Genomic DNA, 15,603 nt, shown 5'->3' with positions numbered 1-15,603 from the left:
CGATGTACGCCATGACCAGTGTTGTGCTGGTCAGTTCGGCGCAATTGGGCATGCGCTGGGGCATGAGCCGCATGCCCTCGCCTGAGCAATGGCTCGACCTGCAGGATATCGGGCAGGTTCAGTCCAGTGCCGTCGCCGTCATCTGCGCCTCGATCACAGCCTATGCACTCTCCATGCTTTTCTGGCTGCTGGCGCTACGTGATTTGCCCCTCAGCCGTGCCTATTCGCTCCTCAGTATCAGCTATGCACTGGTTTATACGCTGGCTGCAACCCTGCCATTTTTCCATGAGACGTTCACGGTATCGAAAACTGTGGGTGTCACGCTGATCGTGGCAGGTGTCTTGACCATCAACCTGCGGCGCATCTCCAGCCCGTCACTTCAGGATCTTCCCCATGAGAATCAGCGTTTTCGGTAGCGGATATGTAGGTCTGGTACAAGCGACCGTACTTGCCGAAGTCGGCCATGATGTTGTCTGTATGGACATTGACCAGGCCAAAATCGATCAACTGCGTCAGGGTCAGGTACACATTTACGAGCCTGGACTGGCCAATCTCGTACGTGACAACCTGGACCATGAACGCCTGCACTTCACCACCGACGAGCGACTGGCGGTGGAGCATGCCGAGGTGCTTTTCATCGCGGTCGGCACGCCTTCCCGAGCAGATGGCTCGGCCGATCTCGGCGGGTTTTTCGCGGTGGGCGAAGCCATTGCCCGGCATCGCTGCGAGCCGCTGATCATCGTCGAGAAGTCCACCGTGCCGGTCGGCAGTGGCGACGCCTTGCGCAGCCATATCGACAAGGCATTGCGTCAGGCCGGTCGGCTGTTGCAGTTCGATATAGTGTCCAACCCCGAGTTTCTCAAGGAGGGCTCGGCGGTCAACGATTGCCGGCGCCCGGACCGGATTGTCATCGGCTGCGAAAATGAGGCGGTACGCAAAGTCATGCGCGAGCTGTATGCGCCGTTCAACCGCAATCATGACCGGATCATGTTCATGGACCTGCGCAGCGCCGAACTGACCAAGTATGCCGCCAACTGCATGCTGGCGACCAAAATCAGCTTTATCAACCAGATCGCCGAGCTGGCAGAACATCTGGGCGCAGACGTCGAGTCCGTAAGGTTGGGCATCGGTGCCGACTCACGCATTGGTTACGACTTCATCTACCCTGGTTGCGGCTATGGCGGCTCATGCTTCGGCAAGGACATTCGCGCCCTGATTCACAGCGCCAGAGAGGCGCATTGCTCCAACGACCTGCTGTCTGTGGTCGAGGCAATTAACGAGCGGCAGAAGGGTAAGCTGTTCGAACGGGTCAATGCGTTCTACCAGGGCGACTTGCGCGGCAAGACGTTTGCTTTATGGGGGCTGGCGTTCAAACCCAATACCGACGATATGCGCGACGCTCCCAGCCGCGTGCTCATGGAAGCTCTGTGGGAAGCCGGTGCCAGTGTGCGGGCATTCGACCCCGAGGCCATGCAGGAAACCCAGCGTATCTATGGTCATCGCAAGGACCTGATTCTCATGGGAACACCTGAGTCCGCGCTCAACGATGCCGATGCGCTGATCATCTGCACCGAATGGCAGCAGTTCAAAGCCCCGGATTTCGATCTGATACAGCAGCGGCTGAATGCGCCGATCATCTTCGACGGCCGGAATCTGTATGACACTGAACGGCTTGCAAAACGCGGCTTTCACTACTTCCCCATCGGTCGTGGTGAATCGTGCGATCTGCCGATCCCGCAGAAGCAGTGGATACCGCATGATCAAGTGGCGAGCAGTCAGGCCGTATAACAAACCTGCGACGCTCGCCGTGCAGAGTGGCTGTCAGTGACTGACAGCCACTCCCAGCGGTGCCTGACTGACGAAATAGTAGATACGATCCCCGACCTTTACGCTGTCAACAATCCGCAGGGGTGGTTCGGGTGGCTGCATGCTTTCCATCACAGCGACATTGCCGTCAGCGCTGGCAAGAAAACCAGTCAATTCAGCGTTGTCAGTGAGTGTTTTCAGCAGGCTCTGACTATAGAACACGCTGGCCCCCGCCAGCCGTTCGCTGGGCTGGAACAAGGCAACCTGCCGTCCCTGCACCTGCAGGGTATGGACTTTGTCGGTCAGCGGCAGAAATGACAACTGCCTGTCGGCTTGTGGCGCGAGCCATAGGGCTGCACTTAGATAGCTCGCTACAACCAGCACAACGCCTGCGGCCATGAGCGCCTTTCCATTTCTCATGATGGACGCCGCAAAAAATGAGCGCCCCGACCGAGCCTGCAATCGCTCACCCAGAACAAAAGCATATTCCGCAGCAATCACTGCCGCCGCAGGTGCCAGCGACATCAGATAAACCATGCGTTTACTGGAGGCCAGCGACAACAACAGGAACTGCGCGCCCAGCCACAGGGCGAAGAACAGCAGATAACGATTGGCCATTAACTGCTTTCGAAAATGCCACAGCCCCAGATAAACCAGGATATTCCACGGCAAGAATGCCTCAGGCAGTTTTGTCAGGTAGTAATAGGCAGGTTCGTAATGACCCGCCTCTTCGAAAGAACCACTGAAGCGTCCAACGCTGTTGGTCCACAGCACGTCCTTCACTGACTGCATGCCACCCTGTCCGTACAGGAAACACAGCCACACGAGCAGCGGAATCAGGGCCACAAGGGTGAGCATTGCCGGGCGCAACCAGTGAGCAATAACAATGCGTTTGTTCTGCACTGACTCGCAAACAAGCCAGGCGAAAATCACCACGCCCGGCATTGCCAGCCCCAGCACGCCCTTGCTCAGGGTCGCCAGTGTGATACCCAGCATGAACAGCAACCAGGGCCCTGTAGAGAGCCCATCACTACGCAGGCGATTACTGGCATGGAAGAATGCCAGCAAGGCGGTGGTTACCCCCAACGCCAGCAAGGCATCCTCGCCCACTTGCCGCGAATTGCTCCAGAAGCTGGCCTGGGTCGCCAGCATGAAAGCAGCCACCCAGGCCACGGATGCCGGCCGCCCGAAACGTCGCAGCATGCTGTAAAGCAGCAACACGCTAAGCAGACCCGCGCAGGCAGAAGCCAGTCTTACCGCCCATGGGGCAGGACCGAACACCCGAATAGCCGCCGCATCCAGCCACACACTCATCGGCGGCTTTTCCAGAAAAGGCTGGTCGTTCAGTTTCGGCGTAATCCAGTTGCCACTCAGGTGCATTTCCATGGCAATGCCAGCCACGCGTGGCTCCGTCGAATTTTGCAACTGGTGATTTCCCAGTGCGAGAAAAAACAGCAAGACACCCAGCAGTAACAGCAACGGCGAACGCACACGAGAAGTCATCAAGGGAGATACCGGTTTGACGAGAAAGAGGATACCGACAGGCAACAGGACGACAAATTATAAACAGTGAGTTGTTGAATAATTGTTGAACAGCTCTTAAACATTTTTTTCACGCCTGCGCAACCAAATACTCACCCTTGTGTATAAATAATTGGCTAACACTAATTAATAGAGCGTGCAGGATGCACTGTCTTTCCGCGTGTGTTTATGATTACAGAAATTTGACAACGCGAAAAACTCATCTAACTTTCATGCCGCAGCAGTAGACGCTGATGCTCAACATTTCACCCTGAAATTTCAGATTTTTCCCGTCCAAGGAATTGACAAATGCGGATTTATTCAACAGCCCCAGCCCGATTCTTGCTGCTGGCGACTGGTACATGGCTGATCATTTTCTTTCTGACACGCCTTTTTTTATTTTCGACTCATATGGATGAAGCAGGAACGCAGTTTTTCGCCACCTTCGCAACGGGACTTCTCTACGACCTTGCCTTCCTGAGCTACGCTGCCGTCCCCCTGGGCATTTACGTCTTCTTCTGCCCACCCGTGTTGTGGCGTGCCCGCGGGCACCGCTGGTTCCTTCAGGGAGTCATGACGTTAAGTATGTTCGTCATGCTGTTTGCATCAGTCGCCGAATGGCTGTTCTGGGATGAGTTCGGGGTGAGGTTCAACTTTATCGCGGTGGACTACCTGGTCTATTCCGATGAAGTACTCAATAACATTCTCGAATCCTACCCTGTGGGTAAACTGCTCGGCATTCTGGCGCTGGTTGCTATCGTCGTTAGTCTGCTGATCAGTCGAGCAGTAGCCGCAGCAGTGAAAGCGCCCCTGCCGTCCTATCGTGGTCGTCTTGCCGCCAGTGCATTATTGCTATTGTTCGCGGGTATCAGCCTGCAATGGGTCGATCAGGACACACCACGCGGTATGGGTGGCAATGCCTATCAGCGGGAACTCGCCAGTAACGGGCCTTATCAGTTTTTTGCCGCGTTCCGCAACAATGAACTGGACTATCAACAGTTCTACGCCACCCTCCCCGATGCTCAGGTCGCCGGTCAAATGCGCCAGGAGCTTGCCGAGCCCGCCAGCCAATTCACTGGCAACGACCCTCTGGATATTCGACGGTCGATCAACAACCCGGGAACGCCACGCACGCCTAACATCGTACTGGTCACCATCGAAAGTCTCAGTGCCAAATACCTGGGCAGCAATGGAGACACACGCAACCTGACGCCCAATCTCGATGCGCTACGCAAGCAGGGTCTTTACTTCAACAACTTCTACGCCACAGGTACACGCACCGACCGTGGTCTGGAGGCCATAACCCTTTCCATTCCGCCCACGCCAGGGCGCTCGGTGGTCAAGCGCGTGGGTCGCGAAAGTGGTTTTGCCAGCCTGGGTCAGCAATTGGCCCATGTGGGCTATGACAGCGTTTTCGTTTATGGCGGGCGTGGTTACTTCGACAACATGAATGCTTTTTTCAGCGGCAACGGTTATCGAGTCGTCGATCAGAGCAGCGTCAAGGAAGAGGACATTCACTTCAAGAATGCCTGGGGCATGGCTGACGAAGACCTTTATCGTCAGGCGCTGAACCTGGCGGATGCCGATTTTGCGGCAAAAAAACCGTTCCTGCTGCAACTCATGACGACGTCCAACCATCGCCCTTATACGTATCCCGAAGGACGTATCGACATCCGGTCGGGTAACGGCCGTGATGGCGCAGTGAAATATACCGATTACGCCATTGGCAAGTTCCTGGCGGACGCGAGCCAGAAACCATGGTTCGACAACACAATATTCGTCTTCGTCGCTGACCACACCGCGGGCAGCGCCGGAAAGGAAGACCTGCCTATCGATAACTATGCTATCCCGCTGTTCATCTACGCACCCAAGCTGATCCAGCCGGCAGAAATATCCCGTCTGGCCAGTCAGATCGACCTGGCGCCCACCTTGCTGGGTTTGTTGAACCTGGACTATCAATCGACGTTCTTCGGCCGCAACCTGTTTCTGGACAGCTCGTTGCCGCCTCGCGTGGTAGTCGGCAATTACCAGCACCTGGGCCTGTTTGACGGCAACAACCTTGCGATACTCAGCCCTCGCCAGGGTCTGCGTCGTCACGACAATGCGCTGGGAGAAAGTGTCGAAAGCAAGGCGACCAGCGATGATCCATTGATCGCTCGTGCCATCGCCTATTACCAGGTTGCCAGTTACGGGTTCAAACACAAGTTGCTCGGCTGGAAGCCTGAAAACGCAAAGCCATAGCCGCAACGCAACATCGCCACCTGCAGAGGGCAAGCCACGGTTTGCCCTCTATCCGAGCAGACCCTCTTCGATGCGCCGCCCTCAGTCACTGCCAAGTTTCACCAAGTACCTGGCAACTCAGCGGCTTTTCTGCTGCGCCAGTTGCGTCCAGTCCTCCGGATTTATAATTCCCCGGATAACGGGTTTACCCTGGCTGTCGAGCGAAATGAAAAGCGCACTGTCGTACTCGCTGGTGGCTGCATGAGGATACCCATGCAGGCTTTCCAACTGACCAATACAACCGCTGTGCGTCACCAGAATCAGATTTCGATTCAGAGACTTGTGCGCCATGACCTCATTCAGCATCTTCTCATCACAGTTGTACAACCATTCCTGGGCCTCCACCGGACGGCCAAACATGGCTTGTGCGGTCTGGGCGGTGCGGGTCAAAGGGCTGGTTATTACATCGGTGTGTGCAAGCCCGAGTTCGCTGAACGACCGGCCGACATCTGTCGAAACGGAACTGCCGTAGCGAGTGATGCCGTCGTTTGCACCAAGGCACTCGTTGCTGGAGCGGTCGCAGCGTTCGCCGTGGCGAACCAGTACCATCACATCACCTTTCTTCCAGCTGGCATACAAACCGGACATGGCCAGATTCTCGCCCTGAACAAGCCGAACTGGCGAGCGCGGCCAATAGGTGTAACCCGTCAACACGAGCAAAGAAATCACAATGGCGGCCGCCATCAGAACAACATTTACCCTGCCGCCCAGAAGCGAAGATGCCCTGAACGCGGATTTACCATAACTTTTCATCAAGTTGCCCCGTATGCCTGCCTGTTCAATGGAAAACCGAACACGCTGGCTCTGTCCTTTTAAGGCCGCCAGCTTGATCAAGGACACGTCATCGTCGGGTCAATGACATGTGAAAAAAATGCCAAAGCTGAATGAAACGGTTTTCATGAAAGTCCTGCTAGGAATTGAACAGGCTGCTACGTATATTCTGCCTCGCAGAAGACTTGGGCACATCGACCTGAACTCTCAAGCCACGCAAATGACTACGGAATAAAAAAGAGTGCAAAGCGAAAAATCAAGATTCTATGCTTGGAACTTCGGCGTGCCGATTGCAATAGCGCTGCTGACCTTTGTCGTTTTTGATCTTACTTCGCTCGACGAAGCGATCAGCAACTGGCTTTACTACCCGCTTCAGGTATTTCCGTTTGAGCATGACCGCCTATTTGAAAATCTGACCCACCGCTGGCCCAGGATCATTCCCGACTGGACGGGAGAAGCCGCAGTAATCGGGCTGTTGCTGTCCTTTATATGGCCACTGCTGAAACCCGGGCGCAATGACCGAATGATTGGCTTGCTGGAAACTGCTCGGGTAGCCCCATTGTTACGCTTCACTGCTCGTCACCGTCGCGACCTGCTGTTTATCGTGGTCTCTTTCGCGGTGATCACCGGCATGATCCACTTTTTCAAAAGTCACACGAGCATTTACTGCCCTGTGGAAACCACTCTGTATGGCGGCACAATGGAGAAAAAGCAGTGGTTCGAAAACTTCAGCCTGTTCCATGAAGCAGGTGCGGGTCGTTGCTGGCCAGGAGGTCATGCTTCGGGTGGATTTACCATGGTGGCACTGTATTTCGTTGCACGCCGTTACTGCTGGCGCCATGCCAAGGCAGTCCTCTACGCATCGACCGTACTGGGTGCAATCTACGGCACCACACGAGTTGTTCAGGGCTGGCATTTCATGTCCCACACGTTCTGGGCTGGTGTGATTGTCTGGCTCAGTGCGCTGCTTACCGCGCTCGCCTTTTATGGCTGGCGGCAGTTGGCGCAACCGCTTGAAACCAGAGCGGATTAACCACTCAGCTGACTCTGACGGGCTCGCTGTCCGCATCCTGCGGTTGCAGTTCCACTCGGAAGCTGCAACCGCCAGGCAGGTTGCTTGATGTCACCTGCCATCGCTGATAGGCACAGATCCGATTAACCAGTGACAGCCCGACTCCCAGCCCTTCACCACGTTGTTCCTCACCCCGTACGAAGGGTCGGGACAACGCATTCTGCGTGTTGTCGGAAATGCCCGAGCCGCTGTCCTCTACACAAAACCCGGTCTTGAACAGCGACAGCTTGATATACCCCGTATCGGTGTAATGCCAGGCATTACGCAGCAGATTCCCCATTACCGAATGCAACAGGGTCGCGTTGTAAGACGCACCTGCGTTCGCGCCAGGACTGAAAATCAACTCCAGCCCCTTTTTTTCTATCGGCTTTCGCCATACCTCAATCAGCTCGCACGCCACTTCATGTACGGTTGCCCGGGGACCATTGCGCGCATGGGCTCCATTGTCCCTGGCCAGCATGAGAAAGGTTTCAACGAGCTGGCGCATGTCGGACGTCGCCTGTGTGATACGCAAGACTTTCGCTCGCCCCAACTCATCCAGGCAGGGGCTCTCAAGCAGTAACTCACTGGACGAGGCAAGTACCATCAAAGGGGTACGCAACTCGTGACTGACATCACTGGTAAACAACTTCTCTCGGCCCAGTGCCGCTCGCAATTGCCCGAGCGTATGGTCAAAAGAAACAGCCAGCTCACCCACTTCATCATCGGCATAGTCTGGAGACAACGGCGGCGCAATAGACAACAGTTGATCACGGTGTCGAACCTGACGCGACAAACGCGCGACCGGAGCGATGACGCGTGTGGCGAGCACACGCCCAAGCAACACGGCAAGCAGCACGCTGAGCACAAAACCGACAAATACAATGGCCAGCAACATCCTTTCGCGCTTTTCGAAACCACTTTGATCTCGCAACAATACATAGCGACGGTCGGCGACGGTACTCACCAGCGCGTAATACTCCTTGCCCTGACGGGTGATTTCCTGAAACCCCGGATGCAGATATTCCAGATCCTGCGGAACAGCCAAATCGCCTGCGCCTTCTTCGACGTAGAACAATTCCTCGCGCTCAGGCCGATGACTCCACTCATTGGTACTTTGCGCATTCAAGAGACGGTGCAGATCGTTTTCAAGATCAATGGTAATGAGCCTGGATTCAACGAAGTGCTCGGTCATGTATATACCAATGCCAAACATGGCCGCCACAAATGCGCTCATCAGCGCAAACACCACCACAATACGACGTCTCAGGTTGGTTTTTATATTCATGGCTTACCAAAACGACACGTTTGTGCATCACGCACGGGCGGGATATCGCGACGCTGGACACTTTACGCAACAGGTTCAAATCGACGATAGCTTATCGGTATAGCACGCAGGATGAGAATCTGCGACAGCGCCAGCCCACGTGCGGCAAGCGTATTGAGCGGCAACGCCAGAACACGCCAGCAAGGCATACGTCAGTCAACAAGACAATTGGCACGCTTGTTCTGTGTTTTATCAATGAGATTGTTTATTGTATGCGTATGATTCTCTATAACTTCGGAACGACTGCTTTCTCATGACCTGCTCAAGCGCTCCTGATCAGACCCGCATCGACGACCTTTATGCACAGCACTCCGGCTGGCTACGTCAGTGGCTGACCCGGCGCTTTGGCAACTCGTTCAACACTGCCGACGTAGCGGACCTGACTCACGATACCTTCCTGCGTCTGTTGCTCAAGCCACGAGTATTCAGGCTGCCCGGTGAAGCGCGGTCGTTTCTATGTACCGTTGCACGCGGCCTTTGCATCGATCAATGGCGCCGGGGGCAGATCGAGCAGGCATGGCTGACGGAGCTGGCAAACAGGCCCGAGAACCTGCACCCCTCCCCCGAGTACGTTGCCATTCTTCTCGAGACACTGCATGAAATCGACGCCATGCTGCGTGACTTGCCGCACAAGGCGCGAACCGCCTTTTTGCTGGCGCAACTGTCAGGCAACACTTACCGCGAGATTGCCGAACAGATTGGCACCAGCGAGCGCATGGTAAAAAAGTACATGGCACAGGTCATGTATCAGTGCATGGTGCGTGAACTGTCCGCACGTGCCGATGAGTGTTGACCATGAACAGTCCTCGCAGTGATCATTATGATGTTCTCCAGCAAGCTGCGGCTTGGTATGCGCGTCTGGGTGCAGAGGATGCTGGCGATTCCGAGCGACGCAAGTGGCAGAATTGGCTGAGCCAGAACGAGGAACACCGCAAGGCCTGGGCACTGGTGGAGAAGATAGGTGGACGCTTCGCCCAGTTTCAGGATCCGCTAGAAAGAAATGGCGCTTACAAGGTTCTACAGTCCACCAGCTCTTCATCGATGAGCCGCCGTCAGACCCTTCTTTCAATGGGCGTTCTCGCACTGGGCGGGGCATTGGGCTGGCACCTGCTGAACAACGGTGAGAGCGGCTCGCTGTTTGCTTCGATTCGGGCCGATTTATCCACCTCAACGGGCGAAACACGAGAGTTCACGCTGGCTGACGGCACCCGAATCTGGCTCAACACCGCCAGCGCACTGAACGTTACGGCCGCCCCTGATGTTCAAGCGTTGCAACTGCTGAAAGGCGAAGTGTTGATCGACGCTACCCGCTCGCAGAACAAACGGACGCAGGTAAAAACCCTTCATGGGAAAGCGCAGGCATACAGCGCAGAATTCAGCGCACGGCTACTGAATGATGACGCCACCTGCATCACGGTCTATTCAGGCGAGGTGTCGGTCATGGCAGCCGATCAACGCTGCGATGTACATGCAGGACAGCAGATAACCCTTTATGGGGATCGACTCGACAGCCCGCAACCCGCTCCTGCCTCTGGCCGCGCGTGGACGTCCGGCATTCTGGTCGCTGAAGGTATGCCGCTCCTGCAGTTCGTCAATGAACTGTCCCGCTACCGGCATGGCTACCTTGCTTGTGACGAGAAGATTGCAGGGCTGCGAGTGGTCGGCACCTTTTCCATCAAGGATACAGACAGGGCACTGGCTGCCCTCGCATCGGTACTGCCCGTGGCGATCAAGCGCACGCTGCCCTGGTGGGTTACTGTCGAGGCGCGGGCATAATTGCGGTCCTGTTTTTTTTGCACGCGGTGGTTCCCCTTTTGCCCTGCTCGTCCGGTGTAGATGAAAGCCAATATTTTTTCCTTTCATCAGCGTGGACGCCAGCACTATGCATTTCCATAAACGACGCCCGTTTTATCTCAGCCTGACGCCGCTGGCCATGATCATTCCATTGACGGTGGGCGGTGTAAGTGCATCGTGGGTCTCAACCGCCTCTGCCACCGATGCAAGCGCATTGACTCACCGGTTCAGCATCGAGAAAGGCCCACTCACCGGGCAACTCGTCCGTTTTGCCCAGCAGGCAGGTATCGAGTTGGCCGGAAATGCGGCGTATACCGACGGCAAGGTCGGACCGGGCCTTGACGGCAACTACTCGGTCATTGAAGGACTGACCGCATTGCTCGCAGGCAGCGGCATCTTTGCCGCGCAGCAAAGCAACGGCAGCTACACGCTGGTTGCGTCAGAGGCGATGGAGTTGCGCGCGACACAGGTTGAAGCCAACTCCGATCGCAGTACCAGCTACCAGCCAACCGGTGCGAGTTCGATCCTGCACAGCGACAGGTCGACGCTGGAAGTGCCCCAGGTCGTGAACGTGGTTTCTGCGCAAGTTCTGCGCGATCAGAAGCCGCGCAATCTGGACGATGCGCTGGCCAATACCAGTGGCATCACCCAGGGCAACACCCTGGCGGCGACGCAAGACACCTTGATGAAGCGTGGCTTTGGCGGCAATCGCGACGGTTCGATCATGCACAACGGAATGCCCATCGTTCAGGGACGTGGTCTGAGCGCTACTGCTGACAGCGTGGAAGTGCTCAAAGGTCCGGCATCGCTGCTTTACGGCATCATGGACCCGGGTGGCGTAGTCAACGTCGTCAGTAAACGCCCGCAGCTGGAGAGCTACAACGCAATCAGTGGTCGCGCGTCCGCCTATGCGCATGGCCGCGACGGTAGCGGTGGCAGCTTTGACAGCACCGGCGGGCTGGGCGATAGCCGTTTGGCTTATCGCATGGTGGTGGATTATGAAGACGAGGATTACTGGCGTAACTTCGGCACCCATCGAGAATCGCTGGTCGCACCATCGCTTGCCTGGTACGGCGACACGACACAAGTGGTGCTTTCATATGAGCACAGGGAATTTCTTTACCCTTTCGACCGCGGCACGGCACTGGACCCGCGTACCAACCACCCGCTGGATATTCCCAGAACCCGGCGCCTGGACGAACCGTTCAATGAAATGGAAGGTCGCTCGGACCTCACGCAGCTAAGCGTCGACCATCAGTTCAACGACAACTGGAAATCTCATTTCGGCTACAGCTGGAACCGTGAAACCTACGATGCCAACCAACTGCGAATCAATGCCCTCAATGCTGCCACGGGCGCAGTGACGCGCAGTAACGATGCAACCCATGGTGCTGTGAGTACCGACAGTTTTGCAATTGCCGACCTGGAAGGCACCTTTCAGATCGCAGGCTTCCAGAATAACTTGCAGGTCGGCGTCGATGATGAGAAACGCAAAATCTTCCGCTCGGACCTGCTGCGTCAAACGGCGCGGTCCAGCTTCAATTATCTGAACCCTGTCTATGGCCGGGAATCGCCGTCCAGCACGGTATCGGCCAGCGACAGTGACCAGACCGATAAACTACGCGCCACCTCGTTATTTGCTCAGGACTCGTTCCACCTCAACGAGCAGTGGATTCTGGTGGCCGGTGCGCGCTACCAAACCTACGATCAAATAGCCGGACGCGGTCGCCCCTTTGTGGCAAACACCAATATCAATGGGCAGAAATGGCTGCCGCGCGGTGGCGTCGTCTACAAATACAACGATGTGCTGTCGTTCTACGGCAGCTACACGCAATCACTGAAACCCAGCTCAACCATTGCGCCGTTAAGCAGTGGCGTGGTCATTGACTCTGCCGTGCTGCCTGAGCAAGCCAGGTCCTACGAACTGGGTGCCAAACTGGACATTCCGGGACGCATTACGGCTACCGCAGCGGTCTTCGATATTCGCAAGAAAAACATTCTGGTCTCCCAGTTCAACGATGCGACCAAGCTCACCGACTGGCGGACATCCGGAGAAGCCCGCTCGCGAGGCATAGAACTGGACGTGGCTGGAGAATTGACCGATCGCTGGAGCGTGATCAGCAGCTTTGCACTACTGGATGCGAAGATCACCAAGGACCCGCTCTACAAGGGCAACGAGCTGTGGAACGTGGCCCGGCGCACAGCGGCAGTGTCTGCGGTATACGACTGGGGCAGCATTATCGGCGGCGGTGACCGCTTGCGCACCGGCGCTGGCGCACATTACGTCGGAGAGCGCCCGGGAGACTCTGCCAACTCATTCGAACTGCCCGCCTACACCGTGGCGGATGCCTTCGCGTCTTACGATACAAAAGTCGATGAGCACAAGCTCAACATTCAGTTCAATGTGAAGAACCTGTTTGACCGCACGTATTACACCTCCAGCGCCAACCGTTACTTCGTGTCCGTTGGTGATACGCGGCAGTTCATTCTTTCCACCACTCTGGAGTTTTAAGCCGATATGTCGTTGATCAGGTGGCTCAAGGTGACGGGATTACAGATTTTTGCCAGTGTGTTCACGCTGCTGGCACCTCTTTCGGTTCAGGCGGATGACTCGCTGCTGTACACCACCCGCGCAGCAACCGTGCTGCCAGGCGCTGGCTACAGTTGGGGGTTCGCGGCATTGCAGCCGGCGCAGCCTCATTTGTACATCGCACGCCGCGAGAACGGTTTATCCGTGTTCGACGTCGAACGGCAGGTTTTGATCAAGACCCTGGACAACTCGACCGGTGCCAATGCCGTTGCCTTTGCACCCGAGCACAATCGCGCCTATATCGCCAACATGGACGGGACATTAGGCATCGTCGCGCTGGACCGCATGACCGTGCAAAACCGGCTCAAACTGGACTCAGGCAACCTGAACAATGTCATCTACGATGCCGGGCATCAGCGAGTGATCGTTACCAGCGGCCGTCGCGGCGACCACTCCACACTGTATTTCATCGACGCACGTACCGACGCACTCGTTGGTTCCCGGCAGGTTCCGGCACAGAAACTCGACGCGCCGATCATCCTTGGCGACAGCACGCTGATAGTGCCGATGCGTGACGAGAATCAAGTGGCCGTTCTTTCAGGCCAACTGCTGGAGAAACATCAGTACTGGACGTTCGAGGGCTGCAACAAACCCAGCGCGGTCGCCGCCGATGAATCGCGACAACGTCTGTTCATTGCCTGTCGTGGCGCAAGCCCTCAGTTGATTATTGCCGACTTGATGACCGGCAAACGCCTCGCAGCATTGCCCACCCCCCGCGCTGTCAACAGCATGGCGTACGACCGCCAAAACGATCGCCTGTTGATACCCAGTGGTGCAGATGCCAGTCTGACCGTGGTTGAACGTGCCCCGGACGGGCAGTATCGGACCAAAGGAAGTGTCAGCACCCGTTTGTGGGCGCACAACATGACATTTGATTCTGCACGCTCACAAGCGTACTTGCTCAGTGCCGAATTCACCCAGCCTGAGCCCACTGCCGAACAGCCAAAGCCCGACCCGATATTCCACCCGGACACCTTCACAGTAACAACCCTTAAAACCCAGTGAATATAGACTTGGCAACATCAATGGCACAGGTGCCACCGTTGAGATCGAATATATATCCCGCAGCACGCTGTTAGAGTATTTGCTCTTTGAAAGTTGCCCTGTTACGCAAGCTGTAGAGCCGCACGATGATAAGGTAAAAAATTAAGGGATGGACTTTACCAACGTGTTGTCGAAGTCGGATCGGCACTGACACGATATCGAACCGCTGAAATAAAAACGGGGAGCGATCAACGCTCCCCGTCTGGTACTTCAGTTCAGTCTTGCTGCGTTGGTTCAGATCGCAGCGACAACTTTGGCTGGCGGCTGAGTACGACGACCCAGTACACCCGCACCCGCTGCGACCAGACCCGAGATCACCAGAGTGATCAACAGAATCCAGGCACCTTGCGAAACGCGCTTGGCAGTCACTTCAGCTGCTTCACGGGCTTTCTGTTCTGCCTGAGCTTTCAGTTCCTGATACTTGGCATAAGCCTGACGATAGCTGGCCTGAGCCTGATCGACGATCTGATTGGCTTCGGCATCAGTCTTGTTGCCACGCGCCTTGATCAGATTAACCAGCGCCTGACGGTCAGCAGCATCCCACGCCTGGTCGCCTTTGGCTTTGATGCGGTCCATCAGGCCACCCAATTGCTCATCAGCTTGCTGAGGATTCTGTGCGCTCTGCTTTGCAGTATTCTGCGCATCCTGCTGAGTCGCTTGAGCTTCCTGCTTGACGTTGTCCGGGTTCAGCTCGGGCTTGCCGGTCTGACGCATGGCCGTTTCGATTTCGCCCTGGATATCGTCCAGATTGAAATCAATGCCCTGAGCGCGCAATTGATCCTGAATCTTGCTGCCGACGGCCGGCGCTACCTGAGCAATACCGCTGCCCAGTGCCGACATACCGCTGCCTGCCAGATTAAGGCCACCGCGTACCACGCCTGTTACGGCACTGGACACCAGATAGACCGTGATCAGCGATACGCTCGCCCATACCAGAAGACCATGAAAAGCGCCTTCACGCTGAGCCAGACGGCCAGCCGCCCAACCACCGACAAACAGCGAGATTACCGAGCTGACAACAACCCAGATACCCGCACCTGTACCAATTCCGGACAACGGATTGGCTTCCTGCATTGGATCAATACTGGCACTTCCAATGGCCGTGCCCAACAGGTTCAACAACAGCGAAACAACCATGGCCAATACAACACCGGCCAGAATAGCGCTCCAGGAAATTCGTTTAAGCAGAGGAGCCATGGCATGCGTGTCTTGATACACAGGGGAGCCTGGAGCGATGCGGTCGTCGCGAATCATAATAAGAGTCCTTTGAGTCATTGGCAGTGAACGCTGAAATGTGTGGCGTACACTTTAATGACCCGGGCGACACTCAAGAAGTTTAAAACTTTTATAGACTTTTTTCGGGGCTGCAAAACCACATAAAAAGGCGACGAACAGTGATCTCTATCAATGGAACGGAAA

12 protein-coding genes are annotated in these 15,603 nt (G+C 55.9%); 8 read left to right on the top strand and 4 right to left on the bottom strand.

The genetic code is table 11. The annotated features are described in order from the left end of the window. The first annotated feature begins 11 nt into the window (after positions 1–11). Together arnF and AO068_RS22765 are read left to right on the top strand one after the other, a co-directional pair. On the top strand, positions 12–416 hold the full coding sequence (arnF, locus tag AO068_RS22770) for a 4-amino-4-deoxy-L-arabinose-phosphoundecaprenol flippase subunit ArnF (protein ID WP_058409562.1): 405 nt from the start codon (positions 12–14) through the stop codon (positions 414–416). Further along, positions 394–1,788 carry a UDP-glucose dehydrogenase family protein gene (locus tag AO068_RS22765; RefSeq protein ID WP_058402911.1) on the top strand — a complete coding sequence of 465 codons (1,395 nt, stop codon included), beginning with the start codon at positions 394–396 and terminating at the stop codon, positions 1,786–1,788. The genes arnF and AO068_RS22765 overlap by 23 nt, the downstream gene beginning before the upstream one ends. Positions 1,789–1,821: 33 nt before the next feature. Here the strand turns inward: AO068_RS22765 and AO068_RS22760 are convergent, their stop codons facing one another. Further along, positions 1,822–3,309, bottom strand: coding sequence for an ArnT family glycosyltransferase (locus AO068_RS22760; RefSeq protein WP_058409524.1), 1,488 nt, complete (start codon positions 3,307–3,309; stop codon positions 1,822–1,824). 327 nt (positions 3,310–3,636) lie between these two features. Here AO068_RS22760 and AO068_RS22755 point away from each other — a divergent pair, with 327 nt between their 5' ends. Next, positions 3,637–5,568, top strand: a complete 1,932-nt coding sequence (locus tag AO068_RS22755) for an LTA synthase family protein (RefSeq protein ID WP_058409523.1) — start codon at positions 3,637–3,639, stop codon at positions 5,566–5,568. Positions 5,569–5,685: 117 nt separating this feature from the next. Here the strand turns inward: AO068_RS22755 and AO068_RS22750 are convergent, their stop codons facing one another. Beyond that, entirely contained in the window at positions 5,686–6,360 is a 675-nt protein-coding gene (locus AO068_RS22750; RefSeq protein WP_221034603.1) for a histidine phosphatase family protein, read from the bottom strand. Positions 6,361–6,619: 259 nt separating this feature from the next. On the opposite strand from AO068_RS22750, the gene AO068_RS22745 reads away from it, so the two are divergent. Beyond that, positions 6,620–7,411 carry a phosphatase PAP2 family protein gene (locus AO068_RS22745; RefSeq protein ID WP_058409522.1) on the top strand — a complete coding sequence of 264 codons (792 nt, stop codon included), beginning with the start codon at positions 6,620–6,622 and terminating at the stop codon, positions 7,409–7,411. Between the two features lie 4 nt (positions 7,412–7,415). Here the strand turns inward: AO068_RS22745 and AO068_RS22740 are convergent, their stop codons facing one another. Then, complete coding sequence (locus AO068_RS22740) at positions 7,416–8,717, bottom strand: sensor histidine kinase (protein WP_058402903.1); 1,302 nt, start codon at positions 8,715–8,717, stop codon at positions 7,416–7,418. 292 nt (positions 8,718–9,009) lie between these two features. Between AO068_RS22740 and AO068_RS22735 the strand changes: the two genes are divergently transcribed. The 4 genes from AO068_RS22735 (at position 9,010) to AO068_RS22720 (ending at position 14,145) form a co-directional block, all read left to right on the top strand. Continuing rightward, positions 9,010–9,549, top strand: a complete 540-nt coding sequence (locus AO068_RS22735; RefSeq protein ID WP_058409521.1) for a sigma-70 family RNA polymerase sigma factor — start codon at positions 9,010–9,012, stop codon at positions 9,547–9,549. 2 nt (positions 9,550–9,551) lie between these two features. After that, entirely contained in the window at positions 9,552–10,532 is a 981-nt protein-coding gene (locus tag AO068_RS22730) for a FecR domain-containing protein (protein ID WP_058402902.1), read from the top strand. A 157-nt stretch (positions 10,533–10,689) separates the two neighbouring features. Then, the gene (locus AO068_RS22725; protein ID WP_404944465.1) at positions 10,690–13,062 is read left to right on the top strand and encodes a TonB-dependent siderophore receptor; all 2,373 of its coding nucleotides are present in this window, start codon (positions 10,690–10,692) and stop codon (positions 13,060–13,062) included. Positions 13,063–13,068: 6 nt separating this feature from the next. Beyond that, positions 13,069–14,145, top strand: a complete 1,077-nt coding sequence (locus AO068_RS22720) for a YncE family protein (RefSeq protein ID WP_058409519.1) — start codon at positions 13,069–13,071, stop codon at positions 14,143–14,145. A 273-nt stretch (positions 14,146–14,418) separates the two neighbouring features. Here the strand turns inward: AO068_RS22720 and AO068_RS22715 are convergent, their stop codons facing one another. Continuing rightward, on the bottom strand, positions 14,419–15,438 hold the full coding sequence (locus AO068_RS22715) for a hypothetical protein (protein WP_058402899.1): 1,020 nt from the start codon (positions 15,436–15,438) through the stop codon (positions 14,419–14,421). Positions 15,439–15,603: the final 165 nt, after the last annotated feature.

It is taken from the genome of Pseudomonas sp. ICMP 3272, assembly GCF_001466905.1.
GTDB classification, from domain to species: Bacteria; Pseudomonadota; Gammaproteobacteria; order Pseudomonadales; family Pseudomonadaceae; genus Aquipseudomonas; species Aquipseudomonas amygdali.
The sequence above is the reverse complement of the archived record's forward strand: the minus strand, read 5'-3'. Positions and strand labels throughout refer to the sequence as shown.

What these genes read in the sequence shown, in the direction of transcription:
- AO068_RS22755 (WP_058409523.1), top strand. Translation starts at nt 3,637, where the DNA reads ATGCGGATTTATTCAACAGCCCCAGCCCGATTCTTGCTGCTGGCGACT.
- AO068_RS22715 (WP_058402899.1), bottom strand. Translation starts at nt 15,438, where the DNA reads ATGATTCGCGACGACCGCATCGCTCCAGGCTCCCCTGTGTATCAAGAC.
- AO068_RS22735 (WP_058409521.1), top strand. Translation starts at nt 9,010, where the DNA reads ATGACCTGCTCAAGCGCTCCTGATCAGACCCGCATCGACGACCTTTAT.
- AO068_RS22740 (WP_058402903.1), bottom strand. Translation starts at nt 8,717, where the DNA reads ATGAATATAAAAACCAACCTGAGACGTCGTATTGTGGTGGTGTTTGCG.
- AO068_RS22720 (WP_058409519.1), top strand. Translation starts at nt 13,069, where the DNA reads ATGTCGTTGATCAGGTGGCTCAAGGTGACGGGATTACAGATTTTTGCC.
- AO068_RS22730 (WP_058402902.1), top strand. Translation starts at nt 9,552, where the DNA reads ATGAACAGTCCTCGCAGTGATCATTATGATGTTCTCCAGCAAGCTGCG.
- AO068_RS22725 (WP_404944465.1), top strand. Translation starts at nt 10,690, where the DNA reads ATGATCATTCCATTGACGGTGGGCGGTGTAAGTGCATCGTGGGTCTCA.
- AO068_RS22750 (WP_221034603.1), bottom strand. Translation starts at nt 6,360, where the DNA reads ATGAAAAGTTATGGTAAATCCGCGTTCAGGGCATCTTCGCTTCTGGGC.
- AO068_RS22760 (WP_058409524.1), bottom strand. Translation starts at nt 3,309, where the DNA reads ATGACTTCTCGTGTGCGTTCGCCGTTGCTGTTACTGCTGGGTGTCTTG.
- arnF (WP_058409562.1), top strand. Translation starts at nt 12, where the DNA reads ATGACCAGTGTTGTGCTGGTCAGTTCGGCGCAATTGGGCATGCGCTGG.
- AO068_RS22765 (WP_058402911.1), top strand. Translation starts at nt 394, where the DNA reads ATGAGAATCAGCGTTTTCGGTAGCGGATATGTAGGTCTGGTACAAGCG.